The sequence below is a fragment of the Streptomyces herbicida genome (assembly GCF_032656585.1).
Lineage (GTDB): Bacteria > Actinomycetota > Actinomycetes > Streptomycetales > Streptomycetaceae > Streptomyces > Streptomyces herbicida.
In genome coordinates this window covers 1-22356 of sequence record NZ_JAUYWJ010000021.1, presented here as the reverse complement: position 1 = coordinate 22356, position 22356 = coordinate 1, and the positions used below count along the sequence as shown (strand labels likewise).

The 22356-nt window shown below is 70.2% G+C and carries 16 protein-coding genes and 1 pseudogene; 8 read left to right on the top strand and 9 right to left on the bottom strand.

Translation table 11 applies throughout. The features are described from left to right. Positions 1-573 precede the first annotated feature (573 nt). From Q8A52_RS35320 to kdpB (Q8A52_RS35295), 6 genes are all read right to left on the bottom strand, one after another. Positions 574-1092 carry a hypothetical protein gene (locus Q8A52_RS35320; RefSeq protein ID WP_316758974.1) on the bottom strand — a complete coding sequence of 173 codons (519 nt, stop codon included), beginning with the start codon at positions 1090-1092 and terminating at the stop codon, positions 574-576. Between the two features lie 106 nt (positions 1093-1198). Next, entirely contained in the window at positions 1199-3157 is a 1959-nt protein-coding gene (locus Q8A52_RS35315; protein WP_316758972.1) for an APC family permease, read from the bottom strand. 157 nt (positions 3158-3314) lie between these two features. After that, complete coding sequence (locus Q8A52_RS35310) at positions 3315-3677, bottom strand: hypothetical protein (protein WP_316758969.1); 363 nt, start codon at positions 3675-3677, stop codon at positions 3315-3317. A 27-nt stretch (positions 3678-3704) separates the two neighbouring features. Next, complete coding sequence (locus Q8A52_RS35305; RefSeq protein WP_316758966.1) at positions 3705-4481, bottom strand: GNAT family N-acetyltransferase; 777 nt, start codon at positions 4479-4481, stop codon at positions 3705-3707. A 216-nt stretch (positions 4482-4697) separates the two neighbouring features. After that, the gene (locus Q8A52_RS35300; RefSeq protein WP_316758963.1) at positions 4698-5507 is read right to left on the bottom strand and encodes an SDR family NAD(P)-dependent oxidoreductase; all 810 of its coding nucleotides are present in this window, start codon (positions 5505-5507) and stop codon (positions 4698-4700) included. A gap of 336 nt (positions 5508-5843) precedes the next feature. Beyond that, a complete protein-coding gene (kdpB, locus tag Q8A52_RS35295) occupies positions 5844-7997 on the bottom strand; it encodes a potassium-transporting ATPase subunit KdpB (protein ID WP_316758961.1) in 2154 nt (717 codons plus the stop codon). 651 nt (positions 7998-8648) lie between these two features. Between kdpB (Q8A52_RS35295) and Q8A52_RS35290 the strand changes: the two genes are divergently transcribed. After that, positions 8649-10061 (top strand): hypothetical protein, encoded by a 1413-nt coding sequence (locus Q8A52_RS35290; RefSeq protein WP_316758959.1) that lies wholly within the window; start codon positions 8649-8651, stop codon positions 10059-10061. Between the two features lie 86 nt (positions 10062-10147). Here the strand turns inward: Q8A52_RS35290 and Q8A52_RS35285 are convergent, their stop codons facing one another. Further along, positions 10148-11722: a Na+/H+ antiporter gene (locus tag Q8A52_RS35285; protein ID WP_316758957.1), complete on the bottom strand. Its 1575-nt coding sequence runs from the start codon at positions 11720-11722 to the stop codon at positions 10148-10150. 236 nt (positions 11723-11958) lie between these two features. Between Q8A52_RS35285 and Q8A52_RS35280 the strand changes: the two genes are divergently transcribed. The 3 genes and pseudogenes from Q8A52_RS35280 to Q8A52_RS49230 form a co-directional block, all read left to right on the top strand. After that, positions 11959-14463: a sensor histidine kinase gene (locus tag Q8A52_RS35280; protein ID WP_316758956.1), complete on the top strand. Its 2505-nt coding sequence runs from the start codon at positions 11959-11961 to the stop codon at positions 14461-14463. Beyond that, on the top strand, positions 14463-15269 hold the full coding sequence (locus tag Q8A52_RS35275; RefSeq protein ID WP_316758955.1) for a DUF4118 domain-containing protein: 807 nt from the start codon (positions 14463-14465) through the stop codon (positions 15267-15269). Before Q8A52_RS35280 ends, Q8A52_RS35275 begins: the two co-directional genes overlap by 1 nt. A gap of 142 nt (positions 15270-15411) precedes the next feature. Further along, positions 15412-15703, top strand: a pseudogene (locus tag Q8A52_RS49230) (NAD-binding protein); the annotation flags it as partial. Between the two features lie 188 nt (positions 15704-15891). On the opposite strand, the gene Q8A52_RS35265 reads toward Q8A52_RS49230, so the two are convergent. Then, positions 15892-16035, bottom strand: a complete 144-nt coding sequence (locus tag Q8A52_RS35265; RefSeq protein ID WP_316758953.1) for a hypothetical protein — start codon at positions 16033-16035, stop codon at positions 15892-15894. Beyond that, positions 16036-16449 (bottom strand): hypothetical protein, encoded by a 414-nt coding sequence (locus Q8A52_RS35260; protein ID WP_316758952.1) that lies wholly within the window; start codon positions 16447-16449, stop codon positions 16036-16038. Between the two features lie 284 nt (positions 16450-16733). On the opposite strand from Q8A52_RS35260, the gene Q8A52_RS35255 reads away from it, so the two are divergent. From Q8A52_RS35255 to kdpB (Q8A52_RS35240), 4 genes are all read left to right on the top strand, one after another. Continuing rightward, positions 16734-18569, top strand: coding sequence for an APC family permease (locus Q8A52_RS35255; RefSeq protein ID WP_316758951.1), 1836 nt, complete (start codon positions 16734-16736; stop codon positions 18567-18569). Between the two features lie 268 nt (positions 18570-18837). Then, a complete protein-coding gene (gene kdpF, locus Q8A52_RS35250) occupies positions 18838-18927 on the top strand; it encodes a K(+)-transporting ATPase subunit F (protein ID WP_016434100.1) in 90 nt (29 codons plus the stop codon). Positions 18928-18935: 8 nt separating this feature from the next. Further along, positions 18936-20600 (top strand): potassium-transporting ATPase subunit KdpA, encoded by a 1665-nt coding sequence (gene kdpA / locus Q8A52_RS35245; RefSeq protein ID WP_316758950.1) that lies wholly within the window; start codon positions 18936-18938, stop codon positions 20598-20600. Then, positions 20597-22356 (top strand): potassium-transporting ATPase subunit KdpB (gene kdpB, locus Q8A52_RS35240; RefSeq protein WP_316758949.1); only part of this gene is annotated, 1760 nt, incomplete at its 3' end. The genes kdpA and kdpB (Q8A52_RS35240), both read left to right, overlap by 4 nt.

Below are 22356 nucleotides of genomic sequence, written 5' to 3'. Positions count from 1 at the left end.
CGGGGAGGGCATGCCGCTGTACGGGCCGCCCGGCCCCAGCCTGGTGGCCCCGCCCGGGCGGCTCCCGCCCCCACCCCGGCCGGGCGTCGCCGGCACTGCGGGCCCGGACGGACTGCACCCGGCACGGGCCCGGTTGTAGGGTGCGCCACTTCATGCGCAGTGCGAAAGTTCTGACCTGCAGTTTCCGCGCCTGTGCGCAACGGGCTGCGGTCGGTTGTCCAAGTGAAATGCGCAATGAGTGAAGGCGATGAGACTGCACGGTCACACTAGGTAGCGCCCTTTGTCAGGGCAGCAGGACTTCGGAATGGTCGGGGGGCACCTGGCTTGTGTGCGGGTGATGCCGAGGGCTTGACAGTCTTCCAAGCCGGCCGGCGAGGGCCGTTGAGTCGGCTGGCGTAGCGGCGGCCGAGTGCTGCGTAGGCGGTCGCGTGGGCCACCTGGATCTGTCACGCGCCCTCGCCGCATCGGAGTGCTCAGTCCGATTCTGTCCCCGGCCGCGGAGCCACCATCCGCCCCTCGTTTCTGTCACCTCGGACAGATTCAAGAGGTCATGGCGTTTCCGCATCTGTCAGGTCAGGAAAGGCCGGAAGCCCGGAGAACCGCCTCCGCGGTCTCCTCGTCGATCTGGTGCCCCAACCGGTCGAGGACGTCCGCTCCGTGGCGCAGCGTGCCCCGCTCCAGAGAACGGCGGACGCCCGTGTCGACTTCGTGCCAGAGCAGGGGGTTGGCGGCGAGGATCCGGGGATCGAGTTCGAGGCGGTGGCCGTAGACGTCCCGCAGGACCAGGTGGGAGGAGACACCGTCGTACTGTCGTACGGCCGCAAGCGCGTCCGTGCGGACCACGCGCTGGCGCCAAGGGGTGCGTACCGCTAGCCAGCCGGGGCCCGCACTCACCCGCTGTGGGAGCAGGACGGCGCCTACCCCGGCCGACAGGGTGACCCAGAGCAGGGCGCGGAGGGGCGTCAGGCTGCCCGCGTCCCAGTCGATCAGGAAGCTCATGGCGCAGAAGACCAGGGCGCAGCTCACCGCGAGCCGGGCGCTGCCACGCCAGTGGCGGTCGCCGGCCGGGCCCGTCGATCCGCTCCGTCGCATGACGTTGACGCTAGGGGGCCGTACGGGCTCCGGCGACTGCTGCTTACGGGGTCCTAACGCCGCACGGGAGAATCTTGACGGGATCCTGACGCGGTCGCCGGAGTCCTCAGCCGGTGTGGACGCGCGGGCGCCTGGCCCGGTCCTGTTCGGCCTCGCGCAGGACCTCACGGGTGACCGGGGCGACCTCGCCCTGCCCGAAGAGGAAGAAGCGCAGGAAGTTGGCGAAGGGGTTGCCCTCGGTCCACTCGAAGTAGATGTGCGGGGTGCAGCGGGTGCTGTCGCGGACATGGAGGAGGAGGGCTGCCAGGGCGTTGGGGATGGAGGAGGACTCCAACGTCAGGACACGGTAGCGGTTGTGCAGGACCTCGCCGCGTACCGTCAGGCCCGCCTCGAACTCGGAGGGGTCGGTGACCGTGACCTCAACGAAGACGAAGTCCTCCTGTTCGGGCAGGTCGTTGTCGGCCCGGATCTGCTCGATCTTGTCGCGGTACTCGGCCATGTCCCGTCGGCCGGGCTCGTTGGCGATGAAGCGGATCTTTCGGCTGGCGATGTCACGGACGAATCGTTCCGCCATCGGATCGAGCGTCACGCTGGTCACACGCAGCTCGAAGGCGCGGGCCAGCCGGGACAGCAGCGAGACCAGCATGATGCCGACGATGAAGCAGGCGCCGATCTTCACACCGTCCGGGCGCTCGACGACGTTGGCAGCGGTCACGTAGAGCAGGACCGCGGACACGGTTGCGAAGCCGATGGTCCAGCCGCGCTGCCCGGCCCTACGGGAGGCGATGGTCACCGCGATTGCTGCGGAGGACATCAGGACCAGCACGCCGGTGGCGTAGGCGCCGCCCTGCGCATCCACGTCGGCGTCGAAGATCCAGGTGACCAGGAAGGCGACCAGCGTGAAGACGATCACCATCGGGCGCACGGCTCGGGCCCAGTGCGGTGCCATGCCGTAGCGGGGCAGGTAGCGCGGCATGAGGTTGAGCAGGCCGGCCATGGCAGAGGCGCCGGCGAACCACAGGATGGCGATAGTCGAAAGGTCGTAGAGCGTGCCGAAGACGTTGCCCAGGTACTCGTGCGCCAGATACGCCAGCGCGCGACCGTTGGCCTTGCCGCCGGACTTGAACTCGTTCTCCGGGATGAGCACCGTCGTGATGAAGCTCGTGGCGATCAGGAACACGCTCATGATGAGCGCTGCGGCCGTCAGCAGCTTCTTGGTGTCCCGGATCCGGCCCTTCGGCTTCTCCTCGGTGTCGTCTGTGTCCCCCTGGACGTGGGGCATGACGGCGACGCCGGTCTCGAAGCCGGACAGGCCCAGGGCGAGCTTCGGGAACACCAGCAGGGACACACCGATCATGGCCAGGACGTTGCCGTGCTCGGTGGTCAGGGCGCTGGTCCAGTCGGTAACCACATGGCCCGCAGTGAGGACGTGCCACATGCCGACCACCACGACCACCGCGTTCAGAACGAGATAGACCACCACCAGGGCCACCGCGACGCCGATCGCCTCCAGGAAGCCCTTGAGGAACACCGCGCCCAGCAGCGCGACGAGGATCAACGTGATGAGCATCTGCTGGCCGTGCAGCGTGCTCGTCAGGTGCGGGTTCTCGATCAGGTGGGTGGAGGCGTCGGCGGCCGACAGGGTGATGGTGATGAGGAAGTCGGTGGCGGCGAAGCCGAGGAGGGTGAGGACGAACAGTTTGCCCTTCCAGAAGGACAGCAGCCGCTCCAGCATGGCGATTGAGCCCTCGCCGTGGGGACTTTCCTCGGCCACGCGGCGGTATACCGGGAGGGCGCCGGCCAGGGTGACTATGACGAGGACGAGGGTGGCGATCGGGGAGAGCAGGCCGGCCGCGAGGGCCGCGATGCCGGGCTGGTAGCCGAGGGTGGAGAAGTAGTCGACACCGGTCAGGCACATCACGCGGTACCAGCGCTGGCCCTTGTGCGAAGGCTCCGGCTCGGCCTGCGGGCCGGCGTGGGCACCGTGCTTGCCCATGTCGGACAGGCCCTCCAGCATCCACGTCCGCAGTCGGCTCGGGGGCGGGTGTTCGGTGGTGGTGGCCATCGGCGTGCTCTCCCGGTGTGCGGCTCAGCGTGGGGTTCCGGCCATCACACGGACGGCGGCACCAGCGTAAGCAAGGGGTGACGCACAGACCCACGGATATGTCCGCTGAACGCGTCAAGGCCGCGTTAAGGTCGAGCGCGTCGCGTGATGCGCGCCGTCAGAACCGGACATCCAGCGTCATGTCGTACGACGTTTCCCTGCCGCCCCTCAGCCAGGTGATGTGGATCCGTAGGCTGCTCGCGTCCCGATGCAGGGACGGCTGCATGGTGAGGCTGCCGTCGGTGTAGGTGCCGTCCGGATGGGTGCCGTAGGCGCCGCCGCGGTCGTCGTACTCGTTGCCGAGGTCGTCCAGAGCCTCCAGGACCGGGAGTACGAGGGACTCGCTACCCGACTCCGGCAACGGTGGGGTGATCCAGTAGTGGAGGGTGAAGGAGTTCTCCCCGCGCTTCAGCCGGGTGATCGTGAGCTCGTGGCTCCCTCCGAGGATCGGAAGGGTGAGGAGCGGGGGCTTCCTGGGCACTGGCTTCTCTCTCTTTCGGGGCGGTCGCTAGGCGCTGAGCCGACCGTGTGACACGGGGCTCCCCGCCGCGTAGTGGACGTATTCGCGGACCAGGCGGAAACCGGCGTTCCAGGCCAAGAGGCGGCTGGCGCGGTTGTGGATCGAACAGTTCCAGCTGGGCGTGTGGCCACGGGAGGCGATGTCCGCGCAAAGGGAGGTGACGCAGGCGAGGGCGAGGTGGTGGCGTCTGCGGTCGGGGTCGGTGTAGACCGCCACGTCCTCGTAGCCGGTGCCGCGGAAGTAGGTGCAGGCCACTGCGAGGATGCGACCGGTGCGGCCCACCGCGGCCCAGGCGTGTCCGGAGGCGGCGAGGCGGCGCGGTCCGCCCCAGCTGGCCGAGAGCCAGGACGCGTCCGGGCCGAGGGCATGCACGGCGTCGGCGTCCGCGGGTTCCAGGTGCCGTACGGTCACCGCGTGCGGGACGGTGGCGGGCTGAGGCGTGGCCTGGAGCGTCCAGATCATGCGCTCCCACGGGGTGAGTCGGTCGAAGGCGGCGCCGAGGGTGGGCAGGAACCGTGCCGGAGCCTCGACGCGGTTGCCGGCCAGAGGCGCGAGGAGACCCGGCGTGAGCTCCTCCGGGCTGCCGCGCAGCACGACGTGGCCGGCGCAGGATACGGCGACCGTGCGCGGCTGGACGGGTCGGTCGGCCCACCAGCGGCCGATGCCCGTGGCCAGCACGTGCTCGCCGATCGTGGCGGGGCCGGGGAATCCGGTGGGGAACCAGCGCGTGAGCGCCCGGGGGTCCGGCGGTGAGATCTCGATCATCGGTGCCTCGTGGGGGTTGGGTACGGGTGGATCGGGCGGGCGACGGGGCGCTTTCCCGCTCCTCGTCGCCCGCCCGTGCGATCGACGGCGTGCATCGACGTGGTCGGTCAGCTCTGGCCGGCCTTGTTGCCGTGGTTGGCCTTCTTCTTGCTGCGAGCCTTCTTCTTGCGGGCGCGCTTCGACACGTATGTCAACTCCTCTGCTGGGGAAGGTCCTTCAAGCAGTGCGGCCGACCAGCAGGTCCGCCAGCTTGGTGAGGCGCTTGACCGTCCGGTCCTCGGTCGCGGCTGGAGCAGGTTCCACGCGCTCATCGCGGTCGTAGTAGGCGCCGTTGACAATCTCGACCGCCGGGTCGCACAGCCGCACCACGTGCGCCGCGCCCTCGGCGGGCGAGACGCCCTCATGGGCGTAGAGCGGCAGCAGAGCGGTGTCGCAGGCACCCGGGTGCACGGAGACCGCGGTGACGCGGGGGTCGGCTGCGAACACCGTCAGGGCCAGCTGGGACTGGGCGTAGGCGGCCAGGCGCGAGTATCGGCGGGCGCGGTTGGGGTCGGCCCACTGGATGGACGCCGTGCGGTGCAGGGACGAGGAGACGTTCACGACCCGGCCGCCCGGGTCGCTGGTCAGGGCCGGCTCCAGCAGGCACGTCAGCAGGTAATGGGCGAGGAAGTTGACCTGGAAGGCGATCTCGTTGCCGTCGGCGGTGACGGTGTGCCGCTCGGGAGCGGCCACGCCCGCGTTGTTGACCAGGACGTCCAGGTGCGGGTGTTCGGCGACGACCGTGCGGGCGAGGGTCTCGACTTCATCCAGGTGTGCGAAGTCGGCCGAGTAGAGAGCCAGTTGGCCGGCACCGACTCCAGCCGTGGCGATGAGGCGGTCGGCGGCGGCCCGGGTCTCCTCGGCGGTACGGCCGTGCAGCAGCACGGTGGCGCCGCGCTCGGCGAGCTGCCGGGCGGTCTCGTAGCCGATGCCGGAGGTGGCGCCGGTGACCAGGACGGTGCGGGACGAAAGGGTGGAGTTGGGCATGATCCAATCCGGGGTTGCGGGCACGTCGGTACCGCCCGGTGAGGGGCGGTGGGCGTGGGGTGGCGAAGGGAGGGCGAGGGGCGCAGGAGCCGATCACGGCGCCCCTCGGGTCACGGAAAGCGGCGTCGGCGGGACGCGGGCGCTTCCGGTCAGCGCGGCACATGACACGACGGCCGAGCGGGACTCGGCGGCCGGTCGAAGAGAAGCCAGGCGCTGTTCACAGGTTCCATGGAAGCCGTGTTGCACATCCCGGGCAAGCCGAAACCCCGTTCTCTGACGGGGCTCTGACGTGTGCATACGTTGCCTTGACGGGCGAGCCAGACGGACGGGCGGGGCTCAGCCAAGGCCGGGTACCCCCGAGATCAGCAGGTCGATCAGCTTGATGCCCACGAAGGGCAGCACGAGGCCGCCGAGGCCGTAGACGAGCAGGTTGCGGCGCAGCAGGTCGTGTGCGGAGGACGGGGTGTAGCGCACGCCGCGCAGGGCCAGTGGGATCAGTGCGACGATGATCAACGCGTTGAAGATGATCGCGGAGGTGATGGCCGAGGTCGGGCTGTGCAGGCCCATGACGTTCAGGGACTCCAGGCCCGGGTACGAGCCCGCGAACATCGCCGGGATGATCGCGAAGTACTTCGCGACGTCGTTGGTGATGGAGAACGTGGTCAACGCACCTCGGGTGATGAGGAGTTGCTTGCCGATCTCGACGATCTCGATGAGCTTGGTCGGGTTGGAGTCGAGGTCGACCATGTTGCCGGCCTCCTTGGCGGCCGAGGTGCCGGTGTTCATCGCCACGCCGACGTCCGCCTGTGCGAGCGCGGGCGCGTCATTCGTACCGTCACCGGTCATCGCGACCAGCTTGCCGCCCTCCTGCTCCCGCCGGATCAGCGCGAGCTTGTCCTCAGGGGTCGCCTCGGCCAAGTAGTCGTCCACGCCGGCCTCTTCGGCGATGGCGCGGGCGGTGAGCGGGTTGTCGCCGGTGACCATGACCGTGCGGATGCCCATGCGGCGCAGTTCGGCGAAGCGTTCGCGGATGCCGTCCTTGACGACGTCCTTCAGATGGATCAGGCCGAGCACCCGCGGTCCGTCCCAGTCGTGCACGGCGACCAGTAGCGGTGTCCCGCCGGACGCGGCCACGGCGTCCGCGTACGTCCGTGCCTCGGGCGGGACTTGGCCGCCGTACTGCTGCACCCACTCGATCACCTGCTGCGCGGCGCCCTTACGGATGGCGCAGACGGCTCCGTTGTCCCAGCGCAGGTCGACGCCGCTCATCCGGGTCTGCGCGCTGAAGGCGACCCAGCGGGCGTTCGCCAGTTCGCCCTCGGCGGGGGCCCGTAATCCGTGCCTGTTCTTGGCGAGGACGACGACGGAGCGGCCCTCCGGGGTCTCGTCGGCCAGCGAGGAAAGCTGGGCGGCATCGGCGAGCGCCCGTTCGTCGGTCCCGGGCAGCGGCATGAAGGCAGCGGCCTCGCGGTTGCCCAGGGTGATGGTGCCGGTCTTGTCGAGCAGCAGGGTGTTCACATCACCCGCCGCCTCCACCGCCCGGCCGGACATGGCGAGCACCTTGCGCTGTACCAGCCGGTCCATGCCCGCGATGCCGATCGCGGACAACAAGGCGCCGATCGTGGTCGGGATGAGCGTGACGAGGAGGGCGACCAGCACGGTTGTCGACTGGGCGGCGTCGGCGTACTCAGCCATCGGCTGAAGGGCGACCACGACCAGGACGAAGACGATCGTCAGGGAGGCCAGCAGGATGTTCAGCGCGATCTCGTTCGGGGTCTTCTGCCGGGAGGCGCCCTCGACGAGAGCGATCATCCGGTCCAGGAAGCTGTTGCCCGGGCGTGCGCTGACCCGTACGACGATTCGGTCGGACAGGACCGTCGTACCGCCCGTGACGCCACTGCGGTCACCGCCCGACTCCCGGATGACAGGCGCGGATTCGCCGGTGACGGCGGATTCGTCGACTGCGGCGACCCCGTCGACGACATCGCCGTCCGCTGGGATCATCTCGCCTGCCTCGACCAGTACGACGTCCAGGGGCTTGAGAGCGGTGGCGGCGACCGCCTCCGTGCGGGCGGTGCGCGGATCGGTGCCGTAGCGCCAGTCGAGCACACGCAGCGCCACCGTGTCCGTACGGGCCCTGCGCAGCGACTCTGCCTGTGCCTTGCCGCGCCCCTCGGCGACCGCCTCGGCGAGGTTGGCGAAGACCACCGTCAGCCACAGCCAGAGACTGATGACCCAGGTGAAGACAGCCGGGTGGAACAGGGCCGACAGCGTGGTCAGTACCGCCCCGACGGACACCACGAACAGGACCGGGTTACGGACCAGGGCGCGCGGGTGCAGTTTGCGCAGGGCCTCGGGGAAGGAGCGGAAGAGCTGGCCGGGCTCGAACAGTCCGCTCGGAGCGCGGCGTCTCGCCCTTCCCTCCGATCCGGTCCGGGCTGCGCGCTGGGGGCGTGACGGTGGGGCCTGCTCGGGAGCAGCGGGAAGCATGGACACCTTCGTGCCTTGAGTGGCGGACAGGGACTGTGGCCGTGGGTCCGTGCGGTGCCGGGGCCCCGGCACCGCACGGGGGCGCACGGACGTCGGCGATGGGACGACGACAGACGTCGTGCGCGGGTGCCTGTCCATCGGACACGCACCGGACCGCCTTCGCGCCGCTGCGGAGTGGGGACTCCATCAGTCGTGAGGGGCCGCTGACGTCCGCGGCCCCAACGGCGGCCGACAGCGAACCTAACCCGGTTCGCGGCTCCAACCCCCCTGAAGGGACGGGAATTTGCGGCACCCATACGGCCTGGCGGCGAGCCGCGTCAAAGCGCCGTCAAACAACGCTGCATTGCCATCAGGAACGCGTCAACGCAAGTCATCCGTGGCTGGATCCGATCGCAGACTGATCTGCAACGGGGGACGGGCGACCGTCCGTGGCGTGACGTTGGAGGGACCGTGACTTTCCCCAAGCTCTCGACTCCGATCGAGCAGGGGATGCCCCTATCGGCCGGGACAGCGCAGGGTCCCAGGACCGAGGGGGGAACACCGCCACGGCAAACACCGGTCGACCCAGCGGGCGGCAGCCCCGGACCGCGGAGACGCGGGGGTTCACGGACGGGCGATCCGGGTCCGGGGCAGCGCCTGGGGCGACAGGTCGTGGCCGCGCGGGCCGCTCTGCGCCGCCGCTTCTGGGCCACGGTGCCCGCGCGGCTGCGCCTTCTGCGCGCGGCCACGCTCCTGCTCGCCGCCGCGGTTGCGGTGCTGCTGGTCGTTGCCGGGCTGGCCGCGAACGGCACCTGGGACGGCGTGGCCGACCGTGACGCGCCCCGCACCACCAGCGCCGCCGACCTCAACCTCGCCCTGAACGACATGGATGCCCAGGCGGCCAACATCCTGCTGTCCAGCGGAGACGCGGGGAAGGGCCGCCTGCAGACCCCGTACAACAAAGCAGTCGGCTTCTACGGCGACGCCCGCCGCGAGATCGGACACGACCTGCGCACCCTCGCCGTCGCGGCGCAGGGGGACCGGGGTGATGAGAAGACCGTCGAGCACCTGACCGACGACTTCGCCGAGTATCAGGAGCTGATCGGACGAGCCCTGGAGAACGACGGTCGCAGCGGTGGCCAGGCGTCCGCCCTGGTCGACTATCGCAGGGCGACGGACCTCCTGCAGGCCAAGCTACTGCCCGCCGCACGGCAGCTGGTCTCGGCCAACGACGACAACTTCGAGCATGAATACCGCTCGGCCGACACCGTCCTGTCCGCCCAGCTCGCCGCCGTCATCGCCCTCGGCGTGCTGCTGCTCGCCCTGCTGGGCATCCTCCAGTGGTACCTGACCCGTCGCTTCCACCGGATCCTCAACCCCGGCCTGCTGTGCGCCACCGTCTGCACCCTGCTCGCGGTGATCCTGGGCGCGCAGATGCTGAGCGCCACCTCCGCGCATCTGCGCGGCGCCCGCCGCGACGCCTTCGACTCCGTCGTCGCTCTCTCGCGCGCCCGCGCCATCGCCTACGACGCCAACGCCGACGAGAGCCGCTTCCTCCTCGACCAGCAGCGCCGCGACCAGTACGCACGCTCGTTCCTCGCCAAGTCGCAGAAGCTGTACGGCCTCGACGGCGCGACCCTGTCCACGTACGACTCGATGCTCGCCTCCACCTGGCGCCACTACGAGGGCGACCACCACCTCCTGCGCTTCTCCGGGGAATTCCGGCGTGAGCTGGACAACATCACCTTCCCAGGGGAACGCGCCGCGGCCGAGAAGACGGTGGACACGTACGCCGTCTACCAGCGCGACGACCGCAGGATCCGGGCGCTGCTGGCGGCTGGGAAGGAGCGGGAGGCGGTGGAGTTCTGCATGGACTGGAAGCCGGGCACCTCCAACGCCCACTTCGGCGCGTGGATGGCCGCCCTGGACAAGCTGACGGACATCAACCGCGCCCACTTCACGTCCTCGGTGCAGGGCGGCCGTTCGGCGGTGAGCGGCCTGCTGCCCTGGGCAGGGGGACTGCTGCTCGCGGCGATGCTTGTCACCGCGCTGGGACTGCGGCCGAGGCTGGCGGAGTTCCGCTGAGCGATCACCGGCGGCCGAGCGGCCCGAGTACGAGTACAGCCGTCGGGAGCAGCCAGATCCAGTGAACGTGCACGGCCACGGTCCTGTCAGGCGTCCGCAAGGCGAGCCTCTTCCAGGTCCAGGGACCGCTGGAGCCGTCGCCGGGTGGTGTCGCTGATGCGGTGTGTGTCGTACAGGCGCTGCAGTTCCGCCGTTTCCACTGCGATCAGGTCGCGGCGCAGCTGGCGATAGACGAGGTCGGCGGATTCGGTGGCGGCGGCGGTGCCGTTGCTTTCGGTGAGGCGGTCGCGGGCGTCGTCGAGGCGCGCGCTCAGGCCGCGCCGGAGCCGGTCGAGGACGATGTCCGGTGCGGTCTCCAGCTCGGCCAGCTCCTCCAGGCGGGCAAGCCCGGCGTGAGCGAGGTGGCTGCGGGCCTCGGCTTCCTCGCGTTCGGTGTGGGCGGGCTCCAGGGCGATGCCGGAGGCGCGGACGACTGGGGAGAGGGTGAAGCCCTGGACGACGAGGGTGACCACCACGACCGAGGTGGTCAGGACCAGGACCAGGGGGCGGTCCGCCAGCGCCGTGCCGGTCTTGGTGACCTCGGGGATGGACAGCGCGGCGGCCAGCGGCATCACCCCGCGGGTGCCCGCCCAGGTCAGCACCACCGGCAGCCGCCAGTTCATCCGGCCGATCCCGCCCTTGCGCTGTACGACTGCCGACAGCGGCGCGAGCCACAGCAGGCGTACCGCGATGAGCGTGGCGGCGATGGCGAGGGCGTACAGCGGCCAGGCACGGTCGCCGTCGGCCAGGGCCCGCACCTCCGCGGGAAGCGCCAGCCCTATGAGCGAGAAGACCACGCTCTCCAGCAGGAACACCACCGTGCCGTACACGGCGTGCAGCTGGAGGCGGATGCGGGCGTTGGTGAGCCGATCCCCGCGCCCGCCCAGGACGACGCCGGCCACCACGCACGACGTCACCCCGGAGGTGTGCGCGGCCTCTGCCAGCAGGTACGCGGCATAGGGGGTGACCAGGGCGATCACCGTCTCGAGGACCGGCTCCTCGGTACGGCGCCGGATCAGGGCCACGACCCCGGCCACGGCGGCACCGATCACTGTGCCGCCCCCGGCGAGCAGGAGAAACTGGCTGCCCGCCGCACCCCAGTTGGCCGCCGCCGACGCGATGGCGATGCCTGCCGCGACCCGGACCAGCACCAGGGAGGTTGCGTCGTTGAACAGGCTCTCCGCCTGGACGAGCACCTGCACCTTCGGTGGCAGGGCGAGCCTGCGGCCGAGTGCGGTCACCGCCACCGGGTCGGTACTGGCCAGCACCGCGCCCAGCACGAACGCCATCTGCCAGGACAGGGGTGTGACCGTGGCCGCCACCGCGCCGACGGCCGCAGCGGAGGCGAGGACCAGGCCTATGGCGAGGATCCCGACCGGTTTCCACACCGCCCGCAGCTCCCGCCAGGGCATCTCCTCCGCGCTCGCGTACAGCAGCGGCGGCAGCACCACCAGCCCGATGATCTGCGGGCTGATCTCGATCTGCGGGGTGCCCGGCAGAAGGGCCACGGCGAGACCGGCGACGACCAGCAGGGAGGGTGCGGGTATGCGCCAGCGGCGCGCGAAGGTCGCCACCACGGTGGCCAGAATGACCAATCCGAGTACCGTACCGACGCTGCGCATGCCGTCCCCCTGGAGCTACAAGGAGAGCCGCCTTGGCTCCCCTGCCGACCAGACTTCCCGGCACACCGCTTTCACCCTATCGGCCCAGCTCACGTCAAGGCAGTGTCAAGGTCCCCGGCACCGGCGCCAAGAAATCGCTAACGCTCGCCCGTACCGGCTTACGGAGGGGCTTCCTTAGGAGGAGTCCCTTCTCGACCCAGGGGTGTTGATCCAGTGAGCGGAGCGCGTCGGCGGCGATGAGTGACGTACGACCCGGACGACTGAAGGTCTACCTCGGGGCGGCCCCAGGGGTCGGCAAGACCTACCGGATGCTCGACGAGGGGCGGCGCCGTGCCGCCCGCGGGGCGGATGTGGTGGTGGGGTTCGCGGAGTGCCACGGGCGCCCGCACACGCAGGCGATGATCGACGGCCTGGAGGTCGTCCCCCGTGCCCGCTGCACCTACCGCGACGGGGCCTTCGAGGAGATGGACGTGACGGCGGTGCTGGCCCGCCGCCCACAGGTGGCGATCGTGGACGAGTTCGCCCACAGCAACGTCCCCGGCGACGGCCGGAACCCCAAGCGGTGGCAGGACATCGAGGAACTCCTCGCCGCCGGCATCGACGTGATCACGGCGTTGAACATCCAGCACCTGGAATCCCTCAACGACGTGGTCGAGAAGATCACCAGGGTGCCGCAGCACGAGACGGTACCCGACGACGTCGTCCGCCGTGCCCACCAGGTCGAGCTGGTGGACATGCCGCCCGAAGGCCTGCGCCGCCGCATGGCGCACGGCAACATCTACGCCCCCGAGAAGATCGACGCGGCCCTCGCCAACTACTTCCGGCCCGGCAATCTGACCGCCCTGCGTCAGCTGGCACTGCTGTGGGTGGCGGACCGGGTCGACGAGGCGCTCCAGGAGTACCGCTCGCAGCACGGCATCGGCGGGGTGTGGGAGACCCGTGAGCGGGTGGTCGTCGCGCTGACCGGCGGCCCGGAGGGCGACACACTGGTCCGGCGGGCCGCTCGGATTGCCGCCCGATCGGCCGGCGGCGATCTCCTCGCCGTGCACGTGGCCCGCAGCGACGGCCTGGCCGGCGGTGTCTCGGCCGCCTCCCTCGCCAGGCAGCGCAGGCTCGTCGAGGACCTCGGCGGCAGCTACCACTCGGTCGTCGGCGACGACGTGGCCACCGCCCTGGTGGAGTTCGCCCGCGCCGAGAACGCCACCCAGCTCGTCCTCGGCACCAGCAGACGCGGTCGGCTGGCGCGGTTCCTGAGCGGGCCGGGCACCGGGGAGACCGTGACCGAGTTGTCTGGCGACATCGACGTCCACCGGGTCACCCACGAACGGGCCGGACGCGGCACCCTGCTCCCTTCCCGGCGCCGCACCCTCTCGACGGCCCGGCTGATCGCCGGCCCGGTGGCCGGCCTGGTGCTGCCCGTTCTGCTCACCGCCGTCCTCGCCCAGGTGCGCGGGGCAGTGAACCTGACGAGCGAGGCTCTGCTGTTTCTGCTCGCCGTGGTCGGCGTGGCCTGCATAGGCGGGGTCGCGTCGGCAGTGATCGCCTCGGTGACGGCATCGCTGCTGCTGAACTACTGGTTCATCCCACCCACCGGTTCCTTCACTCTGAACGATCCCAACGCCCTGCTGGCCCTGGGCGTGTTCGCCGTTGTCGCGGCCACCGTCGCCGCAGTCGTGGACCGCTCCCTACGGCTGTCCCGGCGCTCGGCCCGCGCCACCGCCGAGGCCGAGACCATGTCGTCCCTGGCAGGCACCATCGTGCGCGGCGGCGCGACCATCCCCGCTCTGCTGGAGCGCACACGGGAGACCTTCGGCATGGAGTCGGCGGAGCTGGTCGACGAGCCGCCGGACGCCGAGGGTGTCACCGCCGTGCCAGCTGGTCCGGGGGAGTACCTGGTGTTGCGCGGCCGCCCCCTGTCCTCTTCTGAGCGCCGTGTGCTGGCCGCGTTCGCCGCACACGTTGGCTCCGCGGTCGAGCGAGCCCGTCTGGCCGAGGCGGCGGCCGAGGTCGAGCCCGTCAAGGCCGCCGACCGGATGCGTACGGCGCTGCTGCGGGCCGTCGGACACGACCTGCGCACCCCGCTCGCCGCGGGCTGGGCCGCCGTCACCTCGCTGCGCAGCCGCGACGTCGAATTCTCCGCCGCCGACCGCGACGAACTCCTCGCCACCGCCGACGAGTCCATGGCCAAGCTCAACCGCCTGGTGGAGAACCTCCTCGACCTCAGCCGCCTGGAAGCGGGTGCCCTCACCCTGAACCTGCGTCCCACCTCGCTGGAGGAGGTGCTGCCCATGGCGCTGGCGGACGTACCCGGCGTCGAGGTGGCGGACGTGGAGGAGACCCCGGCGGTGCTGACCGACCCGCCACTACTGGAGCGAGTGATCGCCAACCTCGCCGTCAACGCCGCCCGCCACACCCCTCCCGGGCAGAAGGTACTGGTCAGCGCAAGCGCCTTGGGCGGGAGGGTGGAACTGCGGGTCGTGGACCGCGGCCCCGGCCTCCCGCCGACGGGCCGGGATCGCCTCTTCGAGCCGTTCCAGCGGCTCGGGGACACCGACAACACCACCGGACTCGGCCTCGGGCTCGCCCTCGCACGCGGCCTGACCGAGGCGATGAACGGCACTCTCACTCCCGAGGACACTCCCGGCGGCGGCCTGACCATGGTCGTGTCACTGCCCCTCGCCGAGCTGGCAGAGCAGGCCGTGGGTACCGAATCAACCGAGCAGAGCGTAGGAGGTGCGTGATGAGCACTGAGACCGGCACCTGGAGACTGCACCGCACACGCGGGGCCAACACCACTCTCCACGCCTGGCCGCTGCGCGACCGGCTAGCCCTGGCGGCCGGCGTGGCGGCCCCGTTCCTGGTGGCACTCGCTCTCGTGCCATTCCGCACCGACCTGTCGCACACGAATGCCGCGCTGATTCTCGTGGTGGTGGTCGTCGCGGTGGCCGCGCTGGGCAGCCGTACGGCGGGCGTCGTGGCGGCACTGTCGGCGGCGGCCTGGTTCGATTTCTTCCTGACCCGGCCGTACCAGACCTTCGACATCACCGCATCCGCAGATGTCGAAACCGCTGTTCTGCTGCTCGGCGTGGGCCTGATCGTCTCCCAACTCGCCGCCCGCGCCCGCCGCCTGGAGGTCGTCGCCGTGACCGACGCGGCGCACCTGGCCCGGATCCACCGCACGGCCGCCCTCGCCCAGTCCGCCAACTCCGCCGACACCGTGGTCGACCACGTGCGCCACGAGCTGGTCGAGCTGCTTGGCCTGAGCGCCTGCCGCTTCGAGTACGGCACCCTGATGGGGCGGTACCCGCGCCTGGAGAAGGACGGCAGCATGACGGTGGGTCGCCGCACCTGGGATGTGGACACCTGCGGCTGGCCCGAGGGCGACATCGAACTTCGGGCGTACGGCAACGGCCACTACCTGGGCCGCTTCATGCTCGCCCCCGGCCCAGGCCCCGTACCCCCGCTCCAGGCCCGCCTGGTTGCCGTGACACTGGCCGACCAGACGGGTGCCGCGCTGGACACGTCAGGACCGGTGAGCAGATGGTGACACCCGGCCCGGCGCATCCCGCTACGCGATCCTGATGCCAGATCGGCCGCCCGGTGGAACGGCACCGCGCACCCCGCCGTTCCTTTCCGATGTGACGTCAACTTTGCACCTAAAAACGGTACTTGGCCCGCGGTCCCAGCACATGGTGATCTGCGGCGACGACGGACTCGCGCACCGGCTCGCCCTCGAACTGGACGCGGTGTGCGGAGAGGTCGTCACCGAGGTGCTGCCAATCCCGGGACCATGAGTACGGCGCCGGGATCATCGCGCTGCACGACGACCCGCGCTCACCTGTCCAGCTACTCGTCTCCGCGCGCCCGGACGAGTGGACCCTGCGGGCGGCCGGTGTCGAGCGAGCCGGCCCGCTGGCCCTGACTTACCGCGACGACCAGGTCAACATGACCGCCGTCCTGTTCGCCCGCACCCTCAATCCCGTAGGTACGACTTGTGGCGTGGAAGTCGAGGGCAAGGTCTTCCGCGGTGGCGTCCACCGCAGGGCCGAGTACTGCGGGCCGGCGACCGGGTGGTGCTGGCGACGACCCGGCGCGGGCTGAACATCCCGATGACGGGCGAGCAGCCGCATCTCCCGGCCCAGAGGGACCGAGGAATCGACGGGGAGGAGCTACTCCAGCCCGGACACCTTGAACACGGCCAACGCGGTCTCGCGGTCCATGCGGGCCGAGAGGCGGCGCAGCGCGGTCTGCCCGCACAGCAGCAGACCGTCGGCCGCCGACCGCCGGGCGCTCTTCTCCAGGCGGTGCCACAACTATGGGTTGTGCACCAGCACATCGGGATCGATCTCGACATGCGCGCCGAACGCGTCCAGCAGCAGGAGCCGTTGGGAGACGCCGTCCAGGCAGCGGACGGACACCAGCAGGTCCGTACGGATCCGGCGCTCGCGCAGCAGCCGGTGCGACGCCAGCCAGTTCTCGCCGGCCGAGACCCGCGCGGGGCACAGCACGAGGAACAGCAGCAGAGCGAGCGCGAGCCAGAGGGCGCCGCGCAGGAGCGTGAACCGCCCCGAGCCGCAGTCGATGAGCAGCAACAGAGCGAACAGTGCGCCGGCGCAGCGGACGGAGTCCTTCACGCCCTGTGCCCAGCGGTGGTCGTGCACCGCGTCCCCAGTTGTGTCTGCGCCAGCGCCTGCCGTCGGCCTGCGCCCGTTGTCGCGGCGTCCCATACCGGTGACGGTAGAGACAGGGAGGGCCCGAACAGTGCATTTTGGCGCGACGCTGATGGACGACGAGCTGTCCTTGACGCTGCCCTTGCGGAGTCGCCGCGCGCGGCGGAGACCGTTGCTGTCGCCTGGCACACATGGCCGTCAAGGTCTCGTCAAGGTCAGGCGGGTGGGCGCGAAGGTGCCGCAAGGAATGGCCAGTTGCGGTCGGAAATGGACGGAACCTGAGTGCACCCGCGCACCGTTCAGCCCTCGTGCGCGGCCGAAGGAAGAAGGAGCACTCACCCATGTCCCTCCTAACCCTCGAGCCGGGCGCCGTCCCCGCCGGCGAGGAGCCGCCCGATACCGGCGAGCGGCACCGTCTGACCGCCCTCACCGGCCTTGCCGCGCTGTCGCTGGACGCGATGGCCTCGGTGGCGTACGGCCCCGAGGCGATCGTGCTCGTGCTTGCGGCCGCGGGCTCCCACGGCCTGGGCTTCACGCTCCCCGTCACTCTGGCCATCGCCGCCCTCCTGGCGGTGCTGGTCGCCTCCTACCGGCAGGTGATCGCGGCCTTCCCGGACGGCGGCGGCTCCTACGCGGTTGCCAAGACGCACCTGGGTGCGCGCACCAGCCTGGTGGCGGCCGCGTCCCTGGTGCTGGACTACGTCCTGAACGTCGCCGTCGCCGTAACGGCCGGCGTGGCCGCCCTGACCTCCGCCTTCCCGGCAATGTACGGCGACCGGCTGTGGCTGTGCCTGGCCGTCCTCGTACTGATCACGGCGGTCAATCTGCGCGGCATAGTCGAGTCGGCCAAGGCTTTCATCGTGCCGACCGTCGTCTTCGTCGGCTCCATCTTCGTGCTGATCATCGTCGGACTCTTCCGGTCCGCGCCGGTGAGCACCGCCACGGCGGCCGGCCACGCCTCGGTCCTGGCGGACAACGCGACCACCGTCGGCGCCCTGCTCCTGCTGAAGGCGTTCGCTTCCGGGTGCTCCGCCCTGACCGGCGTCGAGGCCAACGCCGTCCCCTCCTTCCGCGTCCCGCGCGCCCGGCGCGCCCAGCGGGCCGAAATCGCCCTCGGCGCCGTCCTCGGCGCGATGCTGATCGGCCTGTCGGTACTGATCTCCCGCTTCCATCTCCAGCCGGTCGAGGGCGTCACCGTCCTCGCCCAGCTCGCGGACGCCTCGCTCGGCCACAACTGGGCCTTCTACGTGATCCAGTTCGCCACGATGATCCTGCTGGCCCTGTCGGCGAACACCTCCTTCGGCGGCCTTCCGGTCCTGCTGAAGCTGCTCGCCCGGGACAACTACCTGCCGCATGTCTTCGCCCTCAAGGCCGACCGCCAGGTCCACCGGCACGGTGTACTCGCCCTCGCCGCGGTCTCGGCCGCGCTGCTCGTCTTCTCCGGCGGCGACACCAACACCCTGGTGCCGCTCTTCGCCATCGGCGTCTTCGTCGGCTTCACCATCGCCCAGGTCGGCATGGTCCGGCACTGGCGCCTGGAACGTACGCCCGGCCGGCGCGGCAAGGCGCTGCTCAACGGCTTCGGTGCCCTGCTGAGCGGTGTCTCGGCCGTCGTCGTCACGGCGAGCAAGTTCGCCGAGGGCGCCTGGCTGATCGTCGTCGCGCTGCCGCTGCTGGTCGCGGCCTTCGTCGCCGTGCACCGCGCCTACGCCCGCATCGGCGAGCGTCTGGGCCTGGGCCGCATACCCGAGGCCCCGCACCGCGAGCGCTCGGTCGTGATCGTGCCCGTCTCCAGCCTGTCCCGGCTCACCTCCGAGGCCCTGAGCGCCGCCGGCTCGCTGGGCGACGAGGTCCGCGCGGTGACCGTCTGCCACCCCGATCCCGAGGAGCGGCCACAGTTGCACGCCCTGGAGCGCGCCTGGGCCGAGTGGGACCCCGGGGTGCCGCTGGTCCGGCTGTCGTGCGAGCGGCGCAGCCTGGGCCGCCCCATCGCCGCATACGTCCGTGAGGTGTCCGCCTCCGAGCCGGCCACGCGGGTCACCGTCCTGATCCCGGAGACGGAGCCGGAGCGGCTGTGGCAGCGGCTGCTGCAGAACCAGCGGGGCGCCGTCGTCGCCCACGCCGTGCGTCGGGAGACCGACGCGGTGATCTGCCGGCTGCGCTTCCGGCTGCTGTGAACCGGGTCACTGACGGTCACGGCGGCGCCACGGCGGCCTACTCACCGGTACGGGTCAGGGGGCGTAAGAGCCCCGTCAAAGCTGTGCGAGCCACCGTAAGAGGACCGTCAACGGACGACCGAATCCGGCCAGGGAGGCGCTTTCCTCTAATCGTCCGTTTCAACCGAACCTCATCCCAGGAGTTCGCGATGGCCGATCTGGCCTTCGTCGTCACCGTGCTCGCGGGTTTCGCGCTGGTGGCCCTTGTCGCCAAGGGGGTGACGAAGCTGTGACCGCCGAGAACATCGTCGGCCTGGTCGTGGCCGTCGCCCTGCTGGGCTATCTCGTCCTCGCCCTGATCTTCCCGGAGAGGTTCTGAGCGCAGACATGAGTCCAGAACTCGCAGGCTTCCTCCAGCTGCTCGCCCTCGTAGGCGCGCTGGCGCTCGCCTACGTCCCCCTTGGCAACTACATGGCCAAGGTCTACTCCTCGAAGAAGCACCTGCGGGTGGAGAAGTGGATCTACAAGGCCATTGGTGCCAACCCCGACACCGAGATGACCTGGCCCGCCTATCTGCGCGGCGTCCTCGCCTTCTCGGCCGTCAGCGTCCTCTTCCTCTACCTGCTGCAGCGGATCCAGGGTGCCCTGCCCGGCTCGATGGGCTACTCGTCGGTCAACCCGGCGCAGTCGTTCAACACGGCCGTCTCCTTCGTGACAAACACCAACTGGCAGTCGTACTACGGCGAGCAGACCATGGGTCACGTCGTGCAGACCGTCGGTCTGACCGTCCAGAACTTCGTCTCCGCGGCCGTCGGCATCGCCGTCGCCGTGGCGCTGGTGCGCGGTTTCGCGCGCTCGCGCACCGGTGAGCTGGGCAACTTCTGGTCCGATCTGGTGCGCGGCACCGTCCGCATCCTGGTGCCGGGTGCCGTGATCGCCGCCGTCGTGCTGGTGGCGTGCGGTGCGATCCAGAACTTCTCCGGCATCCATGAGGTCGGTCAGTTCATGGGCGGCTCGCAGCAGTGGAACGGCGGTGCGGTCGCCTCGCAGGAGGCCATCAAGGAGCTGGGCACCAACGGCGGCGGCTACTTCAACGCCAACAGTGCGCACCCGTTCGAGAACCCCACCCCGTTCGCGAACCTCTTCGAGATCTTCCTGCTCCTGGTGATCCCGTTTTCGCTGACCCGCACCTTCGGTGTGATGGTCGGCTCGGTGAAGCAGGGCTACGCGATCCTCGCCACCATGGGTGTCATCTGGGTCGGCTTCGTCGCCCTGATGATGGCGACGGAGTTCGCCCACCACGGCCCGGCGCTTCAGGCGGCCGGCGGGGCGATGGAGGGCAAGGAGGTCCGTTTCGGGGTCGGCTCGTCGTCGATCTTCGCGGTGTCGACCACGCTCACGTCGACCGGTGCGGTGGACTCCTTCCACTCCTCGTTCACCGGCCTCGGCGGCGGCGTCGCCATGCTCGGCATGATGCTGGGGGAGATCGCGCCCGGTGGTACCGGCTCCGGCCTCTACGGCATGCTGATCATGGCGATCATCGCGGTGTTCATCGCCGGTCTGATGGTCGGCCGTACGCCGGAGTACCTGGGCAAGAAGATCGGTTCCCGTGAGATCAAGCTGGCGGCCTGCTACATCCTGATCACCCCGGCGCTGGTGCTCATCTTCACGGCCGCTTCCATGGCGCTGCCGACTCCGCCGCACTCGATGCTCAACTCGGGCGCGCACGGATTCTCCGAGGTCCTGTACGCCTTCACGTCGGCTTCGAACAACAACGGCTCGGCCTTCGCCGGCCTGAACGCAAATACCGACTGGTACAACACCATGACCGGACTTGCCATGCTGCTCGGCCGCTTCCTGCCGATGGTGTTCGTCCTGGCGCTCGCCGGATCGCTCGCCGAGCAGAAGCCGGTCCCGGTCACCGCGGGCACCCTGCGCACGGAGAAGCCGCTGTTCACCGGTCTGCTGGTGGGCGCGATCCTGATCATCACCGGTCTGACCTACTTCCCGGCCCTAGCGCTGGGTCCGCTGGCCGAGGGGCTGGCGTCATGACCACTCGCATAGAAAAGCAAGAGGACTCGATGTCCGCAGCCACCCCGACCCGGGCGCCGCACAGCGACGTACCCACCGGGCACAAGCCGGCCGAGGGACGTGTCGGCGCGGGCCTGTTCGACCCCATGCAGCTGATCAAGTCGCTGCCGGACGCCGTCCGCAAGCTCGACCCGCGGGTGATGATCAAGTCGCCCGTGATGTTCGTGGTGTGGATCGGGTCGGTGCTGACCACGGTCTTCTCCTTCAAGGACCCGGGCGACTGGTTCGGCTGGGCGATCAGCGCCTGGCTGTGGCTGACCGTCGTCTTCGCCAACCTGGCGGAGGCCGTCGCCGAGGGCCGCGGCAAGGCACAGGCCGACACCCTGCGCAAGGCCAAGACGGACACCGTCGCGCGTCGGATGCGGGGGGACGGCTCCGAGGAGCAGGTGCCGGGCACCGAGCTGAAGATCGGTGACCTGGTCGTCTGCGAGGCGGGCGACATCATCCCCGGTGACGGTGACGTCATCGAGGGTGTCGCCTCGGTCGACGAGTCGGCGATCACGGGTGAGTCGGCCCCGGTCATCCGGGAGTCCGGCGGCGACCGCTCGGCGGTCACCGGTGGCACGAAGGTCCTGTCCGACCGGATCGTCATCAGGATCACGACGAAGCCGGGCGAGACCTTCATCGACCGGATGATCAGCCTCGTCGAGGGCGCGGCCCGGCAGAAGACGCCGAACGAGATCGCGCTGAACATCCTGCTGGCGTCGCTGACGATCGTCTTCCTGCTCGCGGTGGCCACCTTGCCGCCGTTCGCCGACTACGCGGGCACGCACCTGACGATGGTCGTGCTGGTGGCCCTGCTGGTCTGTCTGATCCCGACCACGATCGGCGCGCTGCTCTCCGCGATCGGTATCGCGGGCATGGACCGTCTGGTCCAGCGCAACGTGCTGGCCATGTCGGGCCGCGCGGTCGAGGCCGCCGGTGACGTCTCCACGCTGCTGCTCGACAAGACCGGCACCATCACGCTGGGCAACCGGCAGGCGTCCGAGTTCGTGCCGGTGCGCGGCACCACGGAGCCAGAGGTCGCCGACGCCGCCCAGCTGTCGTCGCTGGCCGACGAGACGCCCGAGGGCCGTTCCGTCGTCGTCCTGGCGAAGGAGAAGTACGGTCTGCGCGAGCGCCACCAGGGCGAGCTGGCGCACGCCGAGTGGATCGCCTTCACCGCCCAGACCCGTATGTCGGGTGTGGACGTGGACGGCAGGAAGATCCGCAAGGGCGCGGCCGGTTCGGTCATCGCCTGGGTCAAGGAGCAGGGCGGCGAAGTCGCCGAAGATGCTCAGGCGCTGACCGACCGCATCTCCGAGGCAGGCGGCACCCCGCTGCTGGTCGCGACTGAGGACGAGCAGGGCGCCCGCGTGCTGGGTGTCATCCACCTCAAGGACGTTGTCAAGGAGGGCATGCGGGAGCGGTTCGACGAGCTGCGCCGCATGGGCATCAAGACCGTCATGATCACGGGTGACAACCCGCTGACGGCCAAGGCGATCGCCGCGGAGGCGGGCGTCGACGACTTCCTCGCGGAGGCCACTCCCGAGGACAAGATGGCCCTCATCAAGCGGGAGCAGGCCGGCGGCAAGCTCGTCGCGATGACCGGTGACGGTACGAACGACGCCCCGGCGCTCGCGCAGGCGGACGTCGGCGTGGCGATGAACACGGGTACGTCGGCCGCCAAGGAGGCCGGCAACATGGTCGACCTCGACTCCAACCCGACCAAGCTCAT